Annotated in this window: 20 protein-coding genes; 13 read left to right on the top strand and 7 right to left on the bottom strand. The window is 71.2% G+C overall.

The window, feature by feature from the left end; genetic code table 11:
• Positions 1–226: Phenylacetic acid catabolic protein (locus BFF77_RS15235; RefSeq protein ID WP_211280240.1), on the bottom strand; the 226-nt coding region annotated here is incomplete at its 3' end.
• A gap of 51 nt (positions 227–277) precedes the next feature.
• Here BFF77_RS15235 and BFF77_RS15230 point away from each other — a divergent pair.
• The 12 genes from BFF77_RS15230 to crcB (BFF77_RS15175) all read left to right on the top strand — a co-directional run bounded on the left by BFF77_RS15230 (position 278) and on the right by crcB (BFF77_RS15175) (position 8840).
• Complete coding sequence (locus BFF77_RS15230; protein WP_066949262.1) at positions 278–1501, top strand: thiolase family protein; 1224 nt, start codon at positions 278–280, stop codon at positions 1499–1501.
• A gap of 112 nt (positions 1502–1613) precedes the next feature.
• On the top strand, positions 1614–2633 hold the full coding sequence (paaA, locus tag BFF77_RS15225) for a 1,2-phenylacetyl-CoA epoxidase subunit PaaA (protein ID WP_066949259.1): 1020 nt from the start codon (positions 1614–1616) through the stop codon (positions 2631–2633).
• Positions 2630–2947 carry a 1,2-phenylacetyl-CoA epoxidase subunit PaaB gene (gene paaB, locus BFF77_RS15220; RefSeq protein WP_066949256.1) on the top strand — a complete coding sequence of 106 codons (318 nt, stop codon included), beginning with the start codon at positions 2630–2632 and terminating at the stop codon, positions 2945–2947. The genes paaA and paaB overlap by 4 nt, the downstream gene beginning before the upstream one ends.
• Before the next feature lie 9 nt (positions 2948–2956).
• The gene (gene paaC / locus BFF77_RS15215) at positions 2957–3814 is read left to right on the top strand and encodes a 1,2-phenylacetyl-CoA epoxidase subunit PaaC (protein WP_066949253.1); all 858 of its coding nucleotides are present in this window, start codon (positions 2957–2959) and stop codon (positions 3812–3814) included.
• Positions 3808–4338, top strand: a complete 531-nt coding sequence (gene paaD / locus BFF77_RS15210) for a 1,2-phenylacetyl-CoA epoxidase subunit PaaD (protein ID WP_066949251.1) — start codon at positions 3808–3810, stop codon at positions 4336–4338. The genes paaC and paaD overlap by 7 nt, the downstream gene beginning before the upstream one ends.
• A complete protein-coding gene (gene paaE, locus BFF77_RS15205) occupies positions 4338–5477 on the top strand; it encodes a 1,2-phenylacetyl-CoA epoxidase subunit PaaE (RefSeq protein WP_066949248.1) in 1140 nt (379 codons plus the stop codon). The genes paaD and paaE overlap by 1 nt, the downstream gene beginning before the upstream one ends.
• Before the next feature lie 310 nt (positions 5478–5787).
• Complete coding sequence (locus tag BFF77_RS15200; protein WP_066949245.1) at positions 5788–6147, top strand: ArsR/SmtB family transcription factor; 360 nt, start codon at positions 5788–5790, stop codon at positions 6145–6147.
• Between the two features lie 175 nt (positions 6148–6322).
• Complete coding sequence (locus BFF77_RS15195) at positions 6323–6748, top strand: ATP-binding protein (RefSeq protein WP_066949242.1); 426 nt, start codon at positions 6323–6325, stop codon at positions 6746–6748.
• Positions 6749–6975: 227 nt separating this feature from the next.
• Complete coding sequence (locus BFF77_RS15190; protein WP_066949239.1) at positions 6976–7338, top strand: ArsR/SmtB family transcription factor; 363 nt, start codon at positions 6976–6978, stop codon at positions 7336–7338.
• A 271-nt stretch (positions 7339–7609) separates the two neighbouring features.
• Positions 7610–8125: a fluoride efflux transporter CrcB gene (gene crcB, locus BFF77_RS15185; protein ID WP_079125180.1), complete on the top strand. Its 516-nt coding sequence runs from the start codon at positions 7610–7612 to the stop codon at positions 8123–8125.
• Entirely contained in the window at positions 8122–8469 is a 348-nt protein-coding gene (locus BFF77_RS15180) for a DUF190 domain-containing protein (protein ID WP_066949233.1), read from the top strand. Before crcB (BFF77_RS15185) ends, BFF77_RS15180 begins: the two co-directional genes overlap by 4 nt.
• Positions 8466–8840 (top strand): fluoride efflux transporter CrcB, encoded by a 375-nt coding sequence (crcB, locus tag BFF77_RS15175; RefSeq protein WP_066949230.1) that lies wholly within the window; start codon positions 8466–8468, stop codon positions 8838–8840. The genes BFF77_RS15180 and crcB (BFF77_RS15175) overlap by 4 nt, the downstream gene beginning before the upstream one ends.
• Positions 8841–8978: 138 nt before the next feature.
• Here the strand turns inward: crcB (BFF77_RS15175) and BFF77_RS15170 are convergent, their stop codons facing one another.
• The 5 genes from BFF77_RS15170 to BFF77_RS15150 all read right to left on the bottom strand — a co-directional run bounded on the left by BFF77_RS15170 (position 8979) and on the right by BFF77_RS15150 (position 14343).
• Complete coding sequence (locus BFF77_RS15170; protein ID WP_079125179.1) at positions 8979–10148, bottom strand: alpha/beta hydrolase; 1170 nt, start codon at positions 10146–10148, stop codon at positions 8979–8981.
• A gap of 114 nt (positions 10149–10262) precedes the next feature.
• Positions 10263–11510, bottom strand: coding sequence for an SUKH-4 family immunity protein (locus tag BFF77_RS15165; RefSeq protein WP_079125178.1), 1248 nt, complete (start codon positions 11508–11510; stop codon positions 10263–10265).
• Between the two features lie 243 nt (positions 11511–11753).
• Positions 11754–12128, bottom strand: coding sequence for an MmcQ/YjbR family DNA-binding protein (locus BFF77_RS15160; protein ID WP_245703511.1), 375 nt, complete (start codon positions 12126–12128; stop codon positions 11754–11756).
• A gap of 228 nt (positions 12129–12356) precedes the next feature.
• Positions 12357–12866 (bottom strand): hypothetical protein, encoded by a 510-nt coding sequence (locus BFF77_RS15155; protein WP_245703509.1) that lies wholly within the window; start codon positions 12864–12866, stop codon positions 12357–12359.
• 208 nt (positions 12867–13074) lie between these two features.
• Positions 13075–14343: an ATP-binding protein gene (locus BFF77_RS15150; protein WP_066949220.1), complete on the bottom strand. Its 1269-nt coding sequence runs from the start codon at positions 14341–14343 to the stop codon at positions 13075–13077.
• Between the two features lie 256 nt (positions 14344–14599).
• Between BFF77_RS15150 and BFF77_RS15145 the strand changes: the two genes are divergently transcribed.
• Positions 14600–15367, top strand: coding sequence for a hypothetical protein (locus tag BFF77_RS15145; RefSeq protein WP_066949217.1), 768 nt, complete (start codon positions 14600–14602; stop codon positions 15365–15367).
• A gap of 194 nt (positions 15368–15561) precedes the next feature.
• Here BFF77_RS15145 and BFF77_RS15140 read toward each other — a convergent pair.
• Positions 15562–16230: fibronectin type III-like domain-contianing protein (locus tag BFF77_RS15140; protein ID WP_211280239.1), on the bottom strand; the 669-nt coding region annotated here is incomplete at its 5' end.

Genomic DNA, 16230 nt, shown 5'->3' with positions numbered 1-16230 from the left:
TCCACTCGCCCTCCGGCTGCATGCCGATGATCTCCGAGTGCGCGTGCTGTGCGATCTGCCGGATCAGCGTCTTGCGATAGCCGTCGGGCATCCAGTCGCGCGGTTCGATCCGCTGATCCCGCGCGATGGTCGCGTCGAAATCCGCCTGGAGGCGCGGCTCGGCCGGACCGGTGGCGGTGGTGACGGACGAGGCGGCGCCGGACGGGGCGGGGTCTGTCGTGGTCATCGATACCAGCTTTCCACCCGACCGTCCATCCGACCACCGAGGAGCGCGTCGATGTCCGACGAGGTCTATCTGATCGACGGGGCCCGCACCCCGCAGGGCCGCTACGGCGGCGCCCTGGCCACCGTACGGCCCGACGATCTGGCGGCCCTGGTGGTCGGCGAGGCCGTCCTGCGCTCCGGGATTCCCGGCGAGGCCGTGGACGAGGTGATCCTCGGCGCCGCCAACCAGGCCGGCGAGGACAACCGCGATGTGGCCAGGATGGCCGTCCTGCTGGCCGGGCTGCCGCACACCGTGCCCGGCTACACCGTCAACCGGCTCTGCGCCTCGGGCCTGACCGCCGTCGCCTCCGCCGCGCAGACGATCCGCTCGGGCGAGGCCGAGCTGATCGTCGCGGGCGGCGTCGAGTCGATGACCCGCGCCCCGTGGGTGATGGCGAAGCCCGGCACACCGTGGGCCAAGCCGGGCGAGATGTACGACACCTCACTGGGCTGGCGCTTCACCAATCCGCGCTTCACCGCCGCCGACCGTGCCGTGCCCGCCGGCGCCGGGCCCGGCACGGTGAAGGTGACCCTGTCGATGGGTGAGACCGCGGAGGAGGTCGCGGCCCTGGACGGCATCACGCGCGCCGAGTCCGACGCCTTCGCGCTGCGCAGCCACCGGCGGGCCGTCGCCGCCCAGCAGGCGGGCCGTTTCGACCGGGAGATAGTGCCGGTCCCCGTCAAGGGCGGCGAGGTGACCGCCGACGAGGGCCCGCGCCCCGGTACGACACCGGAGAAGCTCGCCGCGCTGCGGACGATCTTCCGCGAGGACGGCATCGTCACCGCGGGCTCCTCCTCACCGCTCTCCGACGGCGCGGCGGCCCTGGTCGTGGCGAGCGCGGCGGCCGTCGAACGGTACGGACTCACCCCCCGGGCCCGGATCGTCGCCTCCGCCTCGGCAGGCGTCCAGGCCAACCTGATGGGCCTCGGCCCGGTGCCCGCCACGGAGAAGGCCCTCGCCCGCGCCGGCTGGGAGACCGGCGGGCTGGGCGCGGTCGAGCTGAACGAGGCCTTCGCCGCGCAGGCCCTCGCCGTCGTACGGCGGCTGAAGCTCGACGAGGAGCGGGTCAACGCGGACGGCGGCGCCATCGCCCTCGGCCATCCGCTCGGCTGCTCCGGCGCCCGTATCCTGCTCACCCTGCTGGGACGGCTGGAGCGCGAGGACGCCCGCCGGGGCCTGGCCACTCTGTGTGTGGGCGTCGGCCAGGGCGTGGCGATGCTCGTGGAGCGGGTGTGAGCGGTACCGCTCCTCCCGGCACGGCCCGCGCCCCTCTTGGCGGGCCCGCGCGTGCGCAGTAGACTCAACACACTACATACCGAACGAACGGTCGGTTGGGAAGCTGGTATCGATGACCACGACAGACCCCGCCCCGTCCGGCGCCGCCTCGTCCGTCACCACCGCCACCGGTCCGGCCGAGCCGCGCCTCCAGGCGGATTTCGACGCGACCATCGCGCGGGATCAGCGGATCGAACCGCGCGACTGGATGCCCGACGGCTATCGCAAGACGCTGATCCGGCAGATCGCACAGCACGCGCACTCGGAGATCATCGGCATGCAGCCGGAGGGCGAGTGGATCACCCGGGCTCCGTCGCTGCGCCGTAAGGCCATCCTCTTCGCCAAGGTCCAGGACGAGGCGGGACACGGCCTCTATCTGTACTCCGCGGCCGAGACACTGGGAGCCGACCGCGCCGATCTGACCGAGCGGCTGATCGAAGGACGCCAGAAGTACTCCTCGATCTTCAACTACCCGACGCCCGGCTTCGCCGATGTCGGAGTGATCGGCTGGTTCGTGGACGGCGCGGCGATCTGCAACCAGGTTCCGCTGTGCCGCAGTTCGTACGGTCCCTACGCGCGCGCCATGGTGCGGATCTGCAAGGAGGAGTCCTTCCATCAGCGGCAGGGCTACGAGCTGCTGATGACGATGATGCGCGGTACGGACGCCCAGCGCGCGATGGTGCAGGACGCGGTCGACCGCTGGTGGTGGCCGTCACTGATGATGTTCGGGCCGCCCGACGGCGACTCCCCCAATTCCGCGGCCTCGATGGCCTGGAAGATCAAGCGGCACAGCAACGACGAGCTGCGCCAGCGGTTCGTCGACATGACCGTGCCGCAGGCCGAGAAGCTCGGGGTCACACTCCCCGACCCGGAGCTGCGCTGGAACGAGGAGCGCGGGCGCCATGACTTCGGCACTCCCGACTGGGCCGAGCTCCAGCGGGTGATCCGCGGCGACGGACCGTGCAACAGCGAACGTGTCGCGCGGCGGCGGACCGCGCACGAGGACGGCGCCTGGGTCCGCGCGGCGGCGACCGCGCACGCGGCCAGGCGGGCCGCCAGGACCGTAGGCACCGAGGAAGGGACAGCCGCGTGACCGGCACCGAGAAGGCGACGGCCGAGGAGACCCCGCGCGAGTGGCCGCTGTACGAGGTGTTCGTACGGGGCAAGCGCGGTCTCAACCATGTCCATGTCGGCTCGCTGCACGCCGCCGACGACACCATGGCGCTCAGCCACGCCCGTGACCTGTACACCCGGCGCAACGAGGGCGTCAGTATCTGGGTCGTCCGCTCGCAGCACATCGCGGCCTCCACACGCGACGAGAAGGATCCCTTCTTCGCGCCGAGCGCCGACAAGGTCTACCGCCATCCCACCTTCTACGACATCCCCGAAGATGTCCCCCACATCTAGGAGCCGGACATGAGCGACGATCATGTCTATCTCTCGCTGGCCGAGGGACATGACGACGGCGATGCCCGCTGGGCCTTCGGCACCGGTTTCGAGGATCCGCTGCACGGTGTGGACACGACCGTGCCGGACGGTGTCGACGTCGGGGAACTGACCGGGCGGTGTCTCGCGCTCGCCGACGACGCCCTGGTCGGCGCGCAGCGCCTCGCGCAGTGGTGCACCCGCGCGCCGGAGCTGGAGGAGGAGGTGGCCCTGGCCAATATCGGCCTCGATCTGCTCGGCCAGGCCCGGCTGCTCTACGCGCGGGTGGGACAGGCGGACGGCACGGGGCGCGGCGAGGACGCGTACGCCTACTTCCGGGACCCCGGCGACTTCCGCAACGTACGCCTCGCCGAACTGCCCAACGGTGACTTCGCCTTCTCGACCGTGCGGCTGCTCGTGCTGTCCTGCTGGCGGCTGGCGGTGTTCGGACGGCTGGCGACGGCGGCCGAGGATCCGGTGCTGGCGGCGGTCGCGGCCAAGGGTGTCAACGAGCTCGCCTACCACCGCCAGTTCGCCGCCGACTGGACGCTGCGGCTGGGTGACGGGACGGAGGAGTCGCACCGCCGTATGGTCGCGGCGCTGCGCGAGGTCGCGCCGTACCTCGGTGAACTCCTCGGCGCCGAACCGGGGTTCGGTATCGACGCGGAGTCCGTGCGGGACGAGGTGACCGAGGTGCTCGGCCAGGTCCTCGACGCCGCGGGGCTCACGCTTCCCGACAGCGGCACTCTGGCCGGCAGCGGCCGGGACGGGGACCACACCGTCCATCTGGCGCCGCTGCTGGCGGAGTTGCAGAGTGTGGCGCGCGCCCACCCGGAGGCGACATGGTGACCGCGAACGCCTCCCTCACCTCCCTCACGGCGCAGCGGGCGCGGCGGGTCGCCGAGGGCGTCCCGGATCCCGAGCTGCCCATGCTGACGCTCGCCGATCTGGGTGTGCTGCGAGGTGTCGAGGTCACGGACGACGGCACGGTCGTCGCGAGCCTGACACCGACCTATTCGGGCTGCCCGGCGATGGCCGAGATGCGCGCCGACGTGGCATCGCGGCTGCGGGCGGCCGGATTCGAGCGGGTGGAGATCAGAACGGAACTCGATCCGCCGTGGACCACGGACTGGATCACTCCCACCGGCCGCCGCAAGCTCGGCGAACACGGCATCGCGCCGCCCGGCCCTGCGCGCCGGCGGCCCGCCGGGCCCGTCCCGCTGGAGCTGTCGGTCTCGCGCCGGGCGGTGGCCTGCCCGCGCTGCGGTTCGGCCGACACCGAGGAGACATCGCGCTTCGCCTCCACCTCGTGCAAGGCGCTGTGGCGCTGCCGCGCCTGTCTGGAACCGTTCGAGTACGTCAAGGAGATCTGATGGCCCCGACCACCGCCGCGACCGGAACCGGGACCGGCGCGGGAAGCGCGGCCGGCGGTGCGATCGCGCGCACGCGCCGCCGGCCGGCCTTCCACCGGCTGCGGGTGTCCGCGGTCGAGCGGCTGTGCGAGGACGCCGCGGCGATCGCCTTCGACATCCCGCAGGAGCTGACCGCGGAGTTCGCGCACCGGGCCGGCCAGTCGCTCACCCTGCGCCGGGAGATCGACGGACGGGACGAGCGCCGCTCGTACTCCATCTGCTCCCCCGAGGGCGCACCACCGCGGATCGGTGTCCGTATGGTCCCCGGCGGGCTCTTCTCCTCCTGGCTGGTGCACGACGTACGTCCCGGGGACACCGTCGAGGTGATGGCGCCCACCGGCTCCTTCACGCCCGACCTCACCGTGCCCGGCCATCATGTCCTGGTCGCCGCGGGCTCCGGCATCACCCCGATGCTGTCGATCGCCGAGTCGGTCCTGGCCGCCGACAGCCGCTCACGGGTCACGCTCTTCTACGGGAACCGGCGTACGGACACGGTGATGTTCGCCGACGAGCTGGCGGATCTCAAGGACCTCCATCCCGCCCGGCTCCAGCTCGGGCATGTGCTCTCCCGCGAGCCGCGCGAGGCCGAACTGCTCTCGGGCCGCCTCGACGCCGAGCGGCTGACCGCCCTCATCGACGGGCTGGTGGACATCCCGGCGACGGACCACTGGTGGCTGTGCGGTCCCCACCTCATGGTCCAGGAGGCCCAGCGGCTCCTGGCGGAGCTGGGCGTGCCGTCCGACCGTGTGCACCGGGAGCTGTTCTACGCCGACGACCAGCCCGTACGGTCGGTCCGTCACGAGGACGCGGCGGTGGCCGGTCCCGTCAGCCAGGTCACCATCACCCTCGACGGCCGCACCACCACCGCCCCGCTCCCCCGCGGCACCGCCCTGCTCGACGCCGCCCAGCGCACGCGTCCCGATCTGCCCTTCGCCTGCAAGGGAGGCGTCTGCGGCACCTGCCGCGCCCGGGTCACGGAGGGCGAGGGCGACATGCGCCGCAACTTCGCGCTGGAGGACTCCGAAGTGGCCGAGGGATATGTCCTGACCTGCCAGACCTTCCCCGTCTCCGAGACCTTGGCGGTCGACTTCGACAGCTGAGGGCTGCCCCGCGTCGGCCGGCAGGTCGGCTGTCGGCGGAGGTGTCCGCTCCGAGTGCCGGTCGCGTTCGACGCCGAACTATGAGTGACAGGCCGAGGGCGGCGCCCGCGACACCGTCGAGCGCCGTCCGCGAGTGTCCCGGACGGCCCTCCCGGCACAGCGGAGACTTCTCGAACACGGCCCGGGGTCCGTCCGGCCGAAACAGATCCTGATGAATTGCAAAATTCTGCAATTCACTACATGCTGTGGTCCTGTGCCGTACCGGCCCGGTGGTCCGGGCCGCGCCAGGTGGTGAGGAGGGTCCGCGACCGTGCCGGTTCCGCTGTATCAGGTGAAGGCCGAGTTCTTCCGCATGCTGGGACATCCGGTCCGGATCCGGGTGCTGGAGCTGTTGCAGGACGGGCCGATGCCCGTACGGGATCTGCTCACGGCGACAGGGATCGAACCGTCGAGTCTCTCCCAGCAGCTCGCGGTGCTGCGCCGCTCCGGCATCGTGACGGCCACCCGCGAGGGCCCGACCGTGGTGTACGAACTCGCCGGCGGCGATGTGGCGGAGCTGATGCGGGCCGCCCGGCGGATCCTGACCGAGATGCTCGCCGGGCAGCACGAGCTGCTGGAGGAGCTGCGGGAGCCGGCGGAGCCCCGCAAGGCCGAGGTCTCCTCGCGGTGAGTGTGCCCATGCCACCGGCCCGGCCCCGGCGCCGGATCCGTTCCCTCCCGCCCGTCCGGGCCGACTTCACGGCCATGGGCCGCCGCCCGCACCGAGGAGGCGTCACGACGACGGTTCCCGTCGCCCGCCGTACGTTCGAGGCCACCGGCCTCCGTCCCGTCCGTCCGGAGGCCCGGTGATCACACGGCTCGACACCCTTCCTCACCGGCATGTACTGACCTTGCCCGCCATGGGCACGGCGGTACGGCTGGCACGTGAGACCACCGAAATGGTGCTGGCCGAATGGGGCATCAGCCACCGGCATCCGAGCGTGGGCCCGGCGCTGCTGATCGTGAGCGAGCTGGTCACCAACAGTGTGCGGCACGCGGCCGTCCGCTCCCCGAACGTCACCGTCGTCTACGCCGCCGGGCCGGACACGCTCGCGTTCGCCGTCCATGACCGCCATCCGCATCAGCCCGCCCTGTACGCGGCGGCCACCGGTGACGGGAGCGGCGGGCTGGCCACCGTGGTGGAGCTCACGCTCGGCCTCGGCGGGACGGCGGTCGTACGCGGCGACGCGGACGGCCAGGGCAAGAGCATCTGGATCACTCTGCCTCTGTAGGTCCCGCGATCGCCAGGTCCTGCCTGTCCGGCCGGTCGGCCGGTCCTGCCCTTCTTGCTGTTCTTGCTGTTCTTGCTGTTCTTGGCAATTCCGAAGGTCATCAGTTCGGCGCGAAGGCGCGAGGATGGGCTCATGACGATGAGTTCTGGATGCGTGCGACGCCCCGGGCGTGCGCAGCGGCGGCGATCGCACCGCGCGACGGTTCTCTGCGGCGTGGAGCTGGTTCGATGAGCGCGCCGCTGTACCAGTTGAAGGCGGAGTTCTTCAAGACGCTGGGGCACCCTGTCCGCATCCGCGTGCTGGAGCTGCTGAGCGAGCGCGAGCACGCGGTCTCCGAGATGCTGTCCGAGGTCGGGGTCGAACCGTCGCATCTGTCGCAGCAGCTGGCCGTCCTGCGCCGGGCCCACCTCGTCACCGCACGCCGGGAAGGCTCGGCCGTCCACTACGCCCTGGCCAACCCGGAGGTCGCGGAGCTGCTCAGGGTGGCGCGGACGATCCTGTCCGGACTGCTGACGGGCCAGGCCGAGCTGCTGGCCGATCTGCGCGCCGCCGAGCCGAGCAGCCCGGCCCGGCGCCACGGGAGGCCGTAGCCGGGGACGTCACAGCCGGGGGACGTCACAGCCGGTGGAGACGGCATGGCCGCGGGACCGCATCGCTCCCGGGATCCCATGGCCGGGTGCCGCCCTGCGGACACGGTTGGCGCGTCGACGGTCCCCGGAGCTAGCCTTGAGCCCGAGGCGCTCCGACGAGTGCCGAGCGGCGGTGGGGCCCGCCGTACCCGAACCGCGGTGACAGGCCGCCAACGGTCCCTACTTGCGAGGAAGCGCGCCCTGATCCGGGCGCCGGGCGAGTAGGAGAAGCATGGTGGTGCGAGTTCCCCGGAGCCGTGCGAAGGAAGAGCCCGCCGGTCGGTCCGGCCGTCCCGGTGTCGACCCCGATGTCGATCTTTCCGTTCCCGGACGGCGTCCGGCGCGCCCGCGGGTGCCCTGGTCGGTGGTGGCCGTCGTGGCGCTCGGCGCGATGTGCGGCTCGGCGGCCCGGTACGGCGCCTCGCTGCTGTGGCCGACCGCCGCGGACGGCTTTCCCTGGACGACGTTCACCGTCAATGTCACGGGCTGCGCGCTGATCGGTGTGTTCATGGTGGTGGTCACCGAGGCATGGGCGGCGCACCGGCTGATCCGGCCGTTCGTCGGTACCGGTGTGCTGGGCGGGTTCACCACGTTCTCCACCTATGCGGTGGACATCGAGCGTCTGGTGGATGCCGGCCGGGCACGTACGGGGATGGCCTATCTGGGACTGACGCTGCTCGCGGCCCTCGCGGCGGTGTGGGCCGCGGTGTGGGTGACACGCCGCGTCGTGGCGTGGAGGCAGGCATGACGAAACTGGCGGGCACGGCCCTGCGGATGACGGTCCTCGTCGGGGAATCGGATCTCTGGCACCATCGGCCCCTCTATACGGAGATCGTGCACCGGGCGCACGCGGCGGGGCTGGCGGGGGCGAGCGTCTTCCGCGGTGTCGAAGGGTACGGGGCGTCGTCGCTGATCCATACGCAACGGCTGCTGTCGCTGAGCGAGGATCTGCCGATGGCGGTGGTGATCGTGGACGCCGGGGAGAAGATCCGGGCGTTCCTGCCGCAGCTCGACGGACTGGTCGGGGAGGGACTGGTGGTCCTCGACGACTGCGAGGTCGTCCGGTACACGGAAGGCGGGGTGGACCGGTGAACTGGCTCCTGGTCATGGCCGGGGCGGCGATCGGCGGGCCGTTGCGGTATCTGACCGACCGGGCGGTGCAGACCCGGCACGACACCCTCTTCCCCTGGGGGACGTTCACGGTCAATGTGGTGGGCTGTCTGGTCCTCGGACTGCTGACGGGTGCCGTCACGGCGGGTGCGGCGTCCTCCTCGGTACGGCTGTTCATCGGGACGGGGCTGTGCGGTGCGCTGACGACGTACTCGACGTTCAGCTACGAGACGCTGCGGCTGGCCGAGGACGGCGCCAGGTTCTACGCGGCGGCCAATGTCGTCGCGAGCGTGATCGCCGGGCTCGGTGCGGCCTTCGTGGGCATCGCCGTCGCCGGCGCGCTGTGGACGTGACACGCCGTACGGGGGCAGGCTGCCGTGGCCGGCCCGGGGAACGGACCGGCCACGGCTCGGACGGAACGGCGGCGCGGCGGAGCGCCCGGACGGCGCCCGGAGCGTCGACGTCCGCTCCGGCCGGTCACGCCGGCTCATTTACTTCGTGCCGGCTCCTGCCTTCTCCTTCCCGTACAGCGCCTCGCGGAGCGTCTTGGTGGTCTCCGCGACGGCCGCCTTGTCGGCCTCGGTGCCCGCCAGGGCGTTGAGCATCATGAAGTCGTGGGTGATGGCGCCGAAGTGACGGTTGGTCACCGGGACTCCCGCACTGCGCAGCTTGTCCGCGTAGGCGTTGGCGGCGTCCAGCAGGACGTCGGAGTCGGTGATCACCAGCGCCTTGGGCAGACCGCGGAGCTGCTCGACGGTGGCGAGCAGGGGCGAGGCGAGCGGCTGGTCGCGCACCGCGTGGTCCGGGGCGTACGCGTCCCAGTACCACTCCATCGCCCGGCGGGTGAGCCAGCAGCCGTCCGCGAATCGGTTGTACGACGGCGTGTCGAAGCGTGCGTCGACGACCGGGTACAGCAGGACCTGCTGGAGGAATTTCGGTCCGCCGCGCTCCTTGGCCATCAGGGTGACGGCGGCGGTCATGTCACCGCCCACCGAGTCACCGGCGATGGCGAGCCGGGAGGAGTCGACGCCGATCTCGCTGCCGTGTTCGGCGACCCACTTGGCGACGGTGTACGCCTGCTCGAGCGGCACGGGGAACTGTGCCTCCGGGGACGGCGTGTAGTTGACGAAGATCACCGAGGCGCGGGCGCCGTTGGCGATCTGGCGTACGAGCCGGTCATGGGTCTGCGCGTTGCCCAGGATCCAGCCACCGCCGTGGAGATAGACGATGCCGGGCAGCGGGCCCGTGATTCCGGGCGGCCGGACCACGCGGATGGAGACGGGCCCGGTCGGACCACCGGGCACGGTCCGCTCACTGATCTGCGCGGGCAGTTTGTCGACGGGGCCCGACTGGAGTTTGTCGAGCACCTCACGCGCCGCCGCGTACGACAGGTCGTACAGCGGGGTCCCGTCCTCGGCGGCGAGCTGGTCCAGGAACTCCTGGGCCTGCTTCTCCAGCTTCACCGGCGGATTGCCGCAGGGCGCGTACGGGTACTCGGGCGTGGCCTGGGCCACGGCGGGGCCGGGCTGACCGGCGTGGGGATCCGACGGGAGAGCCACCGGGGCGGCGCAGCCGCTGAGAGCGGCTGCCGCCGCGGTGCACGTGGCGACCAGGCCGTACCGGCCCCGGCGCCGCGAACCCTCGGGTATGGATGAAGCCATGGCACTTCCCTTCACGGAGGAGTGGGGCCTCGTCCATCAGCATGCGGTCGGGCTGGTCCGCCGGGCCCGCCGGACTAGCCCGGTGGTGTCAGCCGCCCGCGCCCGCCGCCCTTCTCAGGCGTAGAGGCCCCCGCCGGCCTCGTCGTGGAAGGCCTCGGGCCAGTAGCACCGGATGCCGTCCTCGCCGTCGGGGCGGGCGGCGCGTTCGACGTCGGCGAGTACGGCGGTGGCCGTGGCCGCCAGATTGACGTAGTCGTCGGTGATCCGGTGCTCGCGGTCGCAGGCGATCACACGGGCGATCAGCCACTGGGTGAACGCGAGGGTGGAGACATCGGCGTTGACGGGGAGGAGTTGGGCCTCCGGAACGGACCAGCCCCGTACCCGTCCGGTCGCGCCCTCGACGACGAGGTCGATGTCCTCCACGAGATGCCCCATACGGATCAGGTCCTCGGCACCGGGCGCCGCGGGGCCCCAGGACTCGTCGTCCCGCTCGTCCGTGTGGTGCTCGGCCAGTGTCCGGAGCGGGCCGTCGGCCAGGGAGGCCCAGACGCACTCGCGGGCCAGGCCCGTGTCACGGAGGAAGGCCCGCGTGGGCTCGTGGGTGAGTGCCGAAGGGAGGTCCTCGTCGGCGAACCGCACCACCGCGTCCGCGCCGTACTCCTTCTCCAGCAGCCCTTCGGGCAGGGCGAGCGTGAGTCCGTCCCGCTCGCCCGGCGGGGCGATCCGGGTCAGTGGGCGCAGCAGAAGGGACAGCCGCCAGAAGGCGGACACCTCGGTGTCCTCGTCCTCCGAGCCGAGCAGCACCGGGTCGTGGTCACTCAGCAGGCCGAGCAGCATCTCCGTCGCCCGCGTCACGGCTTCCGGGCCGTACCGCCCGGCGAAGCTCTCGAACATCTCACGGTCGGTGCGCAGCCATTCGAGGGCGAGCGCGAAGAGCGTGAAGGAGTACAGCCCCGAGGCGAGCAGCCGGCTCCCGTCCGGATCGTCGAGGGCGTGGACCCGGCCGGTGCGGCCGTCCAGCACGAGGTACTCGTCGGGATCGCCCTCGTCCGGCACGAAGCTGCCCAGGACCACGAACTCGCCTCTGCCGTCGAGACCTTCGGCCTCGTCGGGGAACAGGTCGGACACCTGCCGGGCGCCGGTCCCGAGGTCGGGTGCGAGCGCGAGAAGCCCCGTCCTGCGTATCAGACCGGTGCCGCTCAGAAACGCACGCGTGGGCTCGTGCGTGATCGCCGGATGCAGCCGCTCCGGCGCCACCCGCACCACCTCGTCCGGCCCGAACGCCTCGTCCAGCCTGCGCGCCAGCCACCCCGCGTCCGAGCCCGCACCCATACCCGTGTCCATACCGTCTGTCAGATCCATGATCCGCCGCCCCTCCGTCACGCCGGTGATCGTATGACGACGGATTCCCCGGCGTGTCGGCGGATCCTCCCCCGATGCGCGGCCTTCACCGGCTATGGTGATCTCAGATCGCGGGTACGAATCCCGCCGTCAGCACCGTCTGACGTGGTTGAGCTGACGTTGTCGAGCACTGTGACGCCCCCTCCGCGCGAGGGGGCGTTCTTGTTGTGCGCGGCAGAGGTGATCGGCCCGGCTATGCGGGGCTCAGCGCGCGCTGGGGTCCGTCTGGGACTCCAGCGCGGGGAACGCCTCCAGCAGACGCCCCGGCGCGGCCTGCTTCCAGGAGTCCACAAGGATGTCGCGCAGCTCGTCCAGATCCTCCAGGGCGCGGAGCCTCACCCGTACCCACGCGGAACTCGCCTCGTGCGCCGGCACCCAGAACTTCTCCGGCTCCGCCGCGATCAGCTCGGTCCGCTCGTGCCTCGGGCACCGTACGGCGAACGACGTCTCGTCGTCGGGGACCGTGATGAACATCTTCCCGGCGACACGGAACGTGGGCATGCTCCACGCTTCCTTCTCCACCGTCTCCGGGAGTGCCAGTGCTATACGGCGGACGTCTTCGGCATCAATCGTGGTCACGGGCACCATGGTAGGACGACGGACTCCCGACGGTGACGCGGACCGGCCCGGCCCGAAGGGGCGGGAAGTAGGGGCCGCCTCCGAGGGACGGCGGCCACCGGTGTCCTCCGGTCAGGGCCGGTCCGCCCGGCCGGAACCTCTCGGAAGACGGGAGAGTCAGGAGTTCCGAGTTCCGAGTTCCGAGTTCCGAGTTCCGAGATCCGGCGGTCCGGCGGTCCGCGCGAGGCGTCAGACCTTGGCCTTGAGATAGGTGACGTCCCAGTGGGTGCGCTCGTCCGCGTAGACGTTCCCGGCCGGTGACTTGTACATCCTGGCGCCGTCACCGCGCTTGCCGGCGTAGGTGAAGGTGCCGGTGATGTACGAGTCGAGACAGGCGGCCACGGCCTTGCCCCGGGACATGTCGACCTTGTAGCCGTTCCGGTGGCTGTAGGTCCCTGACGCGTGTCCCGTCTCCGTGCCGCCGGTGATGATCACCTTGCAGCGGCTCGCCTGCTTGAAGGCGATCGCACCGGAGACCGTCGCCTTGTTGATGTTCGTGAACGAAGTGCAGTTGCTCCGGTCCCAGTCGGTGCACCCCCCGCTGGAGACCGAGGTGATACCCGCTCTTTCGAACTGTGCCGCCGCGTCGCTGTGTCTGGCCCACTTCGCCGGCGCCGCGTCGGACACGCCCGTCGTGAGCAGCACCGCGCCCATCAGCGTGATCGTGGCGAGGGCGGACAGAGGTCCCGTCTTCTTCAACGCGCACTCTCCTTCTCGTAGGACCGTGCAGAGCCTCATATGGCCTCGTACAGCGAGAACCACAACGATTGTGACGATGGCCGATGCCTCAGGCATATCCCTCGAAAGAGGGATGAGCACCTGTCTTCGGGTGGGCCGGAGCTGCACCGGGCCACCGGAGCACCAGGGCATCGCGTCACCGGAGCACTGGGGCACCGGCTGCGGCTTCTCAGACGCGGCCGTAGCGGATGGTGTGGTCGGCGAACTCCATGACCATCTCGTTGGTGACGGTGGGTCGGGTGCGGCGAATGGTGCGGAGGTAGTCCTCGGTGGTGGGACAGGCGCGTTCTCCGCTGTCGAGGGTGCGCTCGAAGACGGTCTGGGCGACGGTACGGGCGGCCTGCTTGATGTCGGCGGGGGTGAACCCGTCGCTGGCCTCGGCGAGGATCCCGGTGTCGGCGTGCGCTCCCGCCTTGGCGATATAGCTGGCCCACAGGGCGGTACGGGCCTCGTGGTCGGGCGGACCGACCGGCAGGACGTAGTCGAAACGGCCGTGCCGCAGGAAGGCGGGATCGAGGGCGGCCACGGTGTTGGTGGCGCAGATCAGCAGCCTGCCGTCGTGATCACGGAACCGGACGATCGACTTGAGGAGTTCGTTGACCACGCCGACGGAGACCGGATCGGCGAGATTGCGGGCGCCCGCGACCTCCTCCACCTCGTCGATGAAGACCAGCGCGTGGTCGAGTTGCGCGATCTCGTCGAAGCGGCGGCCGAGTCCGTTCGCCAGCCCGTCCTCCAGCGCGATCCGGGACGGGAAGAGCTCCACGAAAGGCCAGCCGAGCCGGCTGGCCACCGCCATCGCGAAGGTGCTCTTCCCGGTGCCCGGCGGGCCGAACAGCACCACGCACCTGGGCGGTTCGACGCCGTGCTGGTCGGCGAGTTCGGGATTGGCCAGCGGCAGCACCAGCCGCCGTTCGATGAGCTGCTTCTCGTCGGCCATTCCGCTGAGCTTCTCCCAGAGCCCGGACGGCGGCACCAGAGCGCCGAGCGAGGACAGGACGGCGGAGTCCTGGGCGGTCACGGGCTGCGCCTTCTCGAAATACGTCAGGCCCCGGCAGGAACGGAATCCCGCGTTGGCGAGCGCGGTGGCACCGGTCTCGTCCTCGGGCAGCAGCGCGGCGACGGTCTTGGCCCCCGCGCCCTGGAGGCGGTGCGCCAGGGCGTCGAGCAGCGCGGTGCCCAGGCCCAGATTCCGCCAGGCCGGATGCAGGCCGATCCGCAGCACCCAGGCCCGGTCGCCGTCGACCCGGCCCACCGCCGCGCCCACGAGATGATCGTCGGCCAGCGCGACTACGCTGGGGTGCTGTGCCTGGAGCGCGGCGACGACCTCGGAGAGACGGAAGACGGCGGGCCGGTCGGAGGTGGCACTCTCGCTGTCGAGGCGCACCACCGCCTCCAGATCGTCCGGGGCGAAGTCCCGTACGTGCCACACGGCCATGGTCAGCCTCTACCCGTCGCCTTCCCGCGCCTCTGGCCTTCCATCATCGGGCCTGCCTCGCCCGACCGCCTGTTCGGACGGGTCGGGCGGACTGTGCGCAAGCGCCCGGATCCGCTGTGTCACGAAGGTCGCGAGCCGCTCGTCGGTGGGCGTCCGACGAGGACCGAAAGGCATCGAGGGACATCGGCGGGCTAGGATACGGCGGGTTCGCGGGCCTTGACGGTACGGAGCGGTCTCCGGGGGGAGAGGTGCACCGATGGATGTCCTGACGCTGGTGTCCGCGGTGGTGGCCCTGGGCAGCGCCTCCGCGGCGGCCGTACTGGGCTACTGGACCCAGCGGCGTCTGCGCACCATGGAACAGCGCAATCTGATGGAGACATACGGGGCTTCACTGGCCTGGGCCGCCTTCGACCTCCAGAGCAGGCTGTTCAACATACTGCGCGGATATGTCGTCGACCAGGCTCCCGGGCCCGGCCACGGGTTCCTGACCGGGTTCCTCACCCGGGGCACGCCGGAGGAGGCCGAGTACGTACGGCGCAGCACGGTCTTCGTACTCGCCGAGTATCTCGGCTGGGTGGAGATCCTCCGCCGTGACGTCCAGTTCCTCGATCTCGGCAGGTCCCGCACCAACCAGGCGGTCATGGTGCAGATCTCGGAGGTCGGCTCCGCTCTCGGCCGGATCTCCTCCGACAGCAATGAACTGCGCCTCTTCCGCACGCAGCAACGGGCCGTCGGGGAGCTGATGGTCCACCCGGACGGAGAGCCCGGCCGCCGGCGATGTCTCGGGTTCGCGGAGTTCTCCGCGAAGCTCGACACGGACGACGGCTTCCGCGTGTGGTTCGGGCAACTGCTCTCGGACGTGGACCGGCTGGCCGAGGACACCGGTGCGGCGGTCGTCCGGCTCGAAGGGATTCAGCAGCAGTTGGTCATTCTGCTCGATCTGCTGGATCCGAAGTCCGTACGGTTCCCGCGTTTCCGGGTGGCGTTCGACCGTGACCACCGTACGGCGTCGACCCCGATCTGAACACGGCGCGGTCTGCCCGTGCCCACCGGCCGAGCACACCGCGCCGGAGTACGCGGACGCCGCCGTGTCGGCAGTCGGGCCGGGGCATCGGTGCCCCGGCCCGAGCCGGTGGTGAGGACGGCGCAGCCGTCGTCCGCGCGCGGGAGGCGGGCCGGTCGAGGACGACGCCTCGCGCCGGATTGAAGCCTTTCCCCTCAGGTCACGGTCAGCGTCCGCTTCCCTTCGGCACGCGCGCTGTTGCCCGTGTAGATGTCGAAGTCGCCCGGTTCGACCGTGAAATGGGGCTCGTTCGCGGCCGACCAGAATCCGAGGTCCTCGGCGCCGAGCGGGAACCGGACGGTGGTGGACTCGCCCGGTGCGAGGGTGACGCGCCGGAAGCCGCGCAGCCTGCGGACCGGCTGGACCTGCGTGGCCACCGGGTCGTGGACATAGAGCTGGACGACCTCGTCGCCGGTGCGGTCACCGGTGTTCCGTACGGTCACCGCCGCCTCGACGGTTGCGCCCCCGCGCAGCTCCGCGGCCGTGACGCGGTCGGCGCTCAGGCTCGGCTCGCCGACGGTGAAGGTGGTGTAGCTCAGGCCGTGGCCGAAGACGAACTGCGGGCCGTCCTCCAGATCGAGATACCGGGACACGTACTTCTCGTCGGAGTGTGCCGGACGGTAGGGGCGGCCGGTGTTCTCGTGGTTGTAGTAGACCGGGACCTGCCCGACCGTACGCGGGAACGTGACCGGAAGCTTGCCGCCCGGGTTGACCGCGCCGAAGAGCACATCGGCGATGGCATGGCCGGCCTCGGTGCCCGGATGCCAGGCCTCCAGGACGGCGGGAGCCGAGTCGAGCCAGTCCGCCACGGTCAGCGGGCGGCC

It is taken from the genome of Streptomyces lushanensis (assembly GCF_001700515.1).
In the GTDB taxonomy this organism is placed as follows: Bacteria; Actinomycetota; Actinomycetes; order Streptomycetales; family Streptomycetaceae; genus Streptomyces; species Streptomyces lushanensis.
The sequence above is the reverse complement of the archived record's forward strand: the minus strand, read 5'-3'. Positions and strand labels throughout refer to the sequence as shown.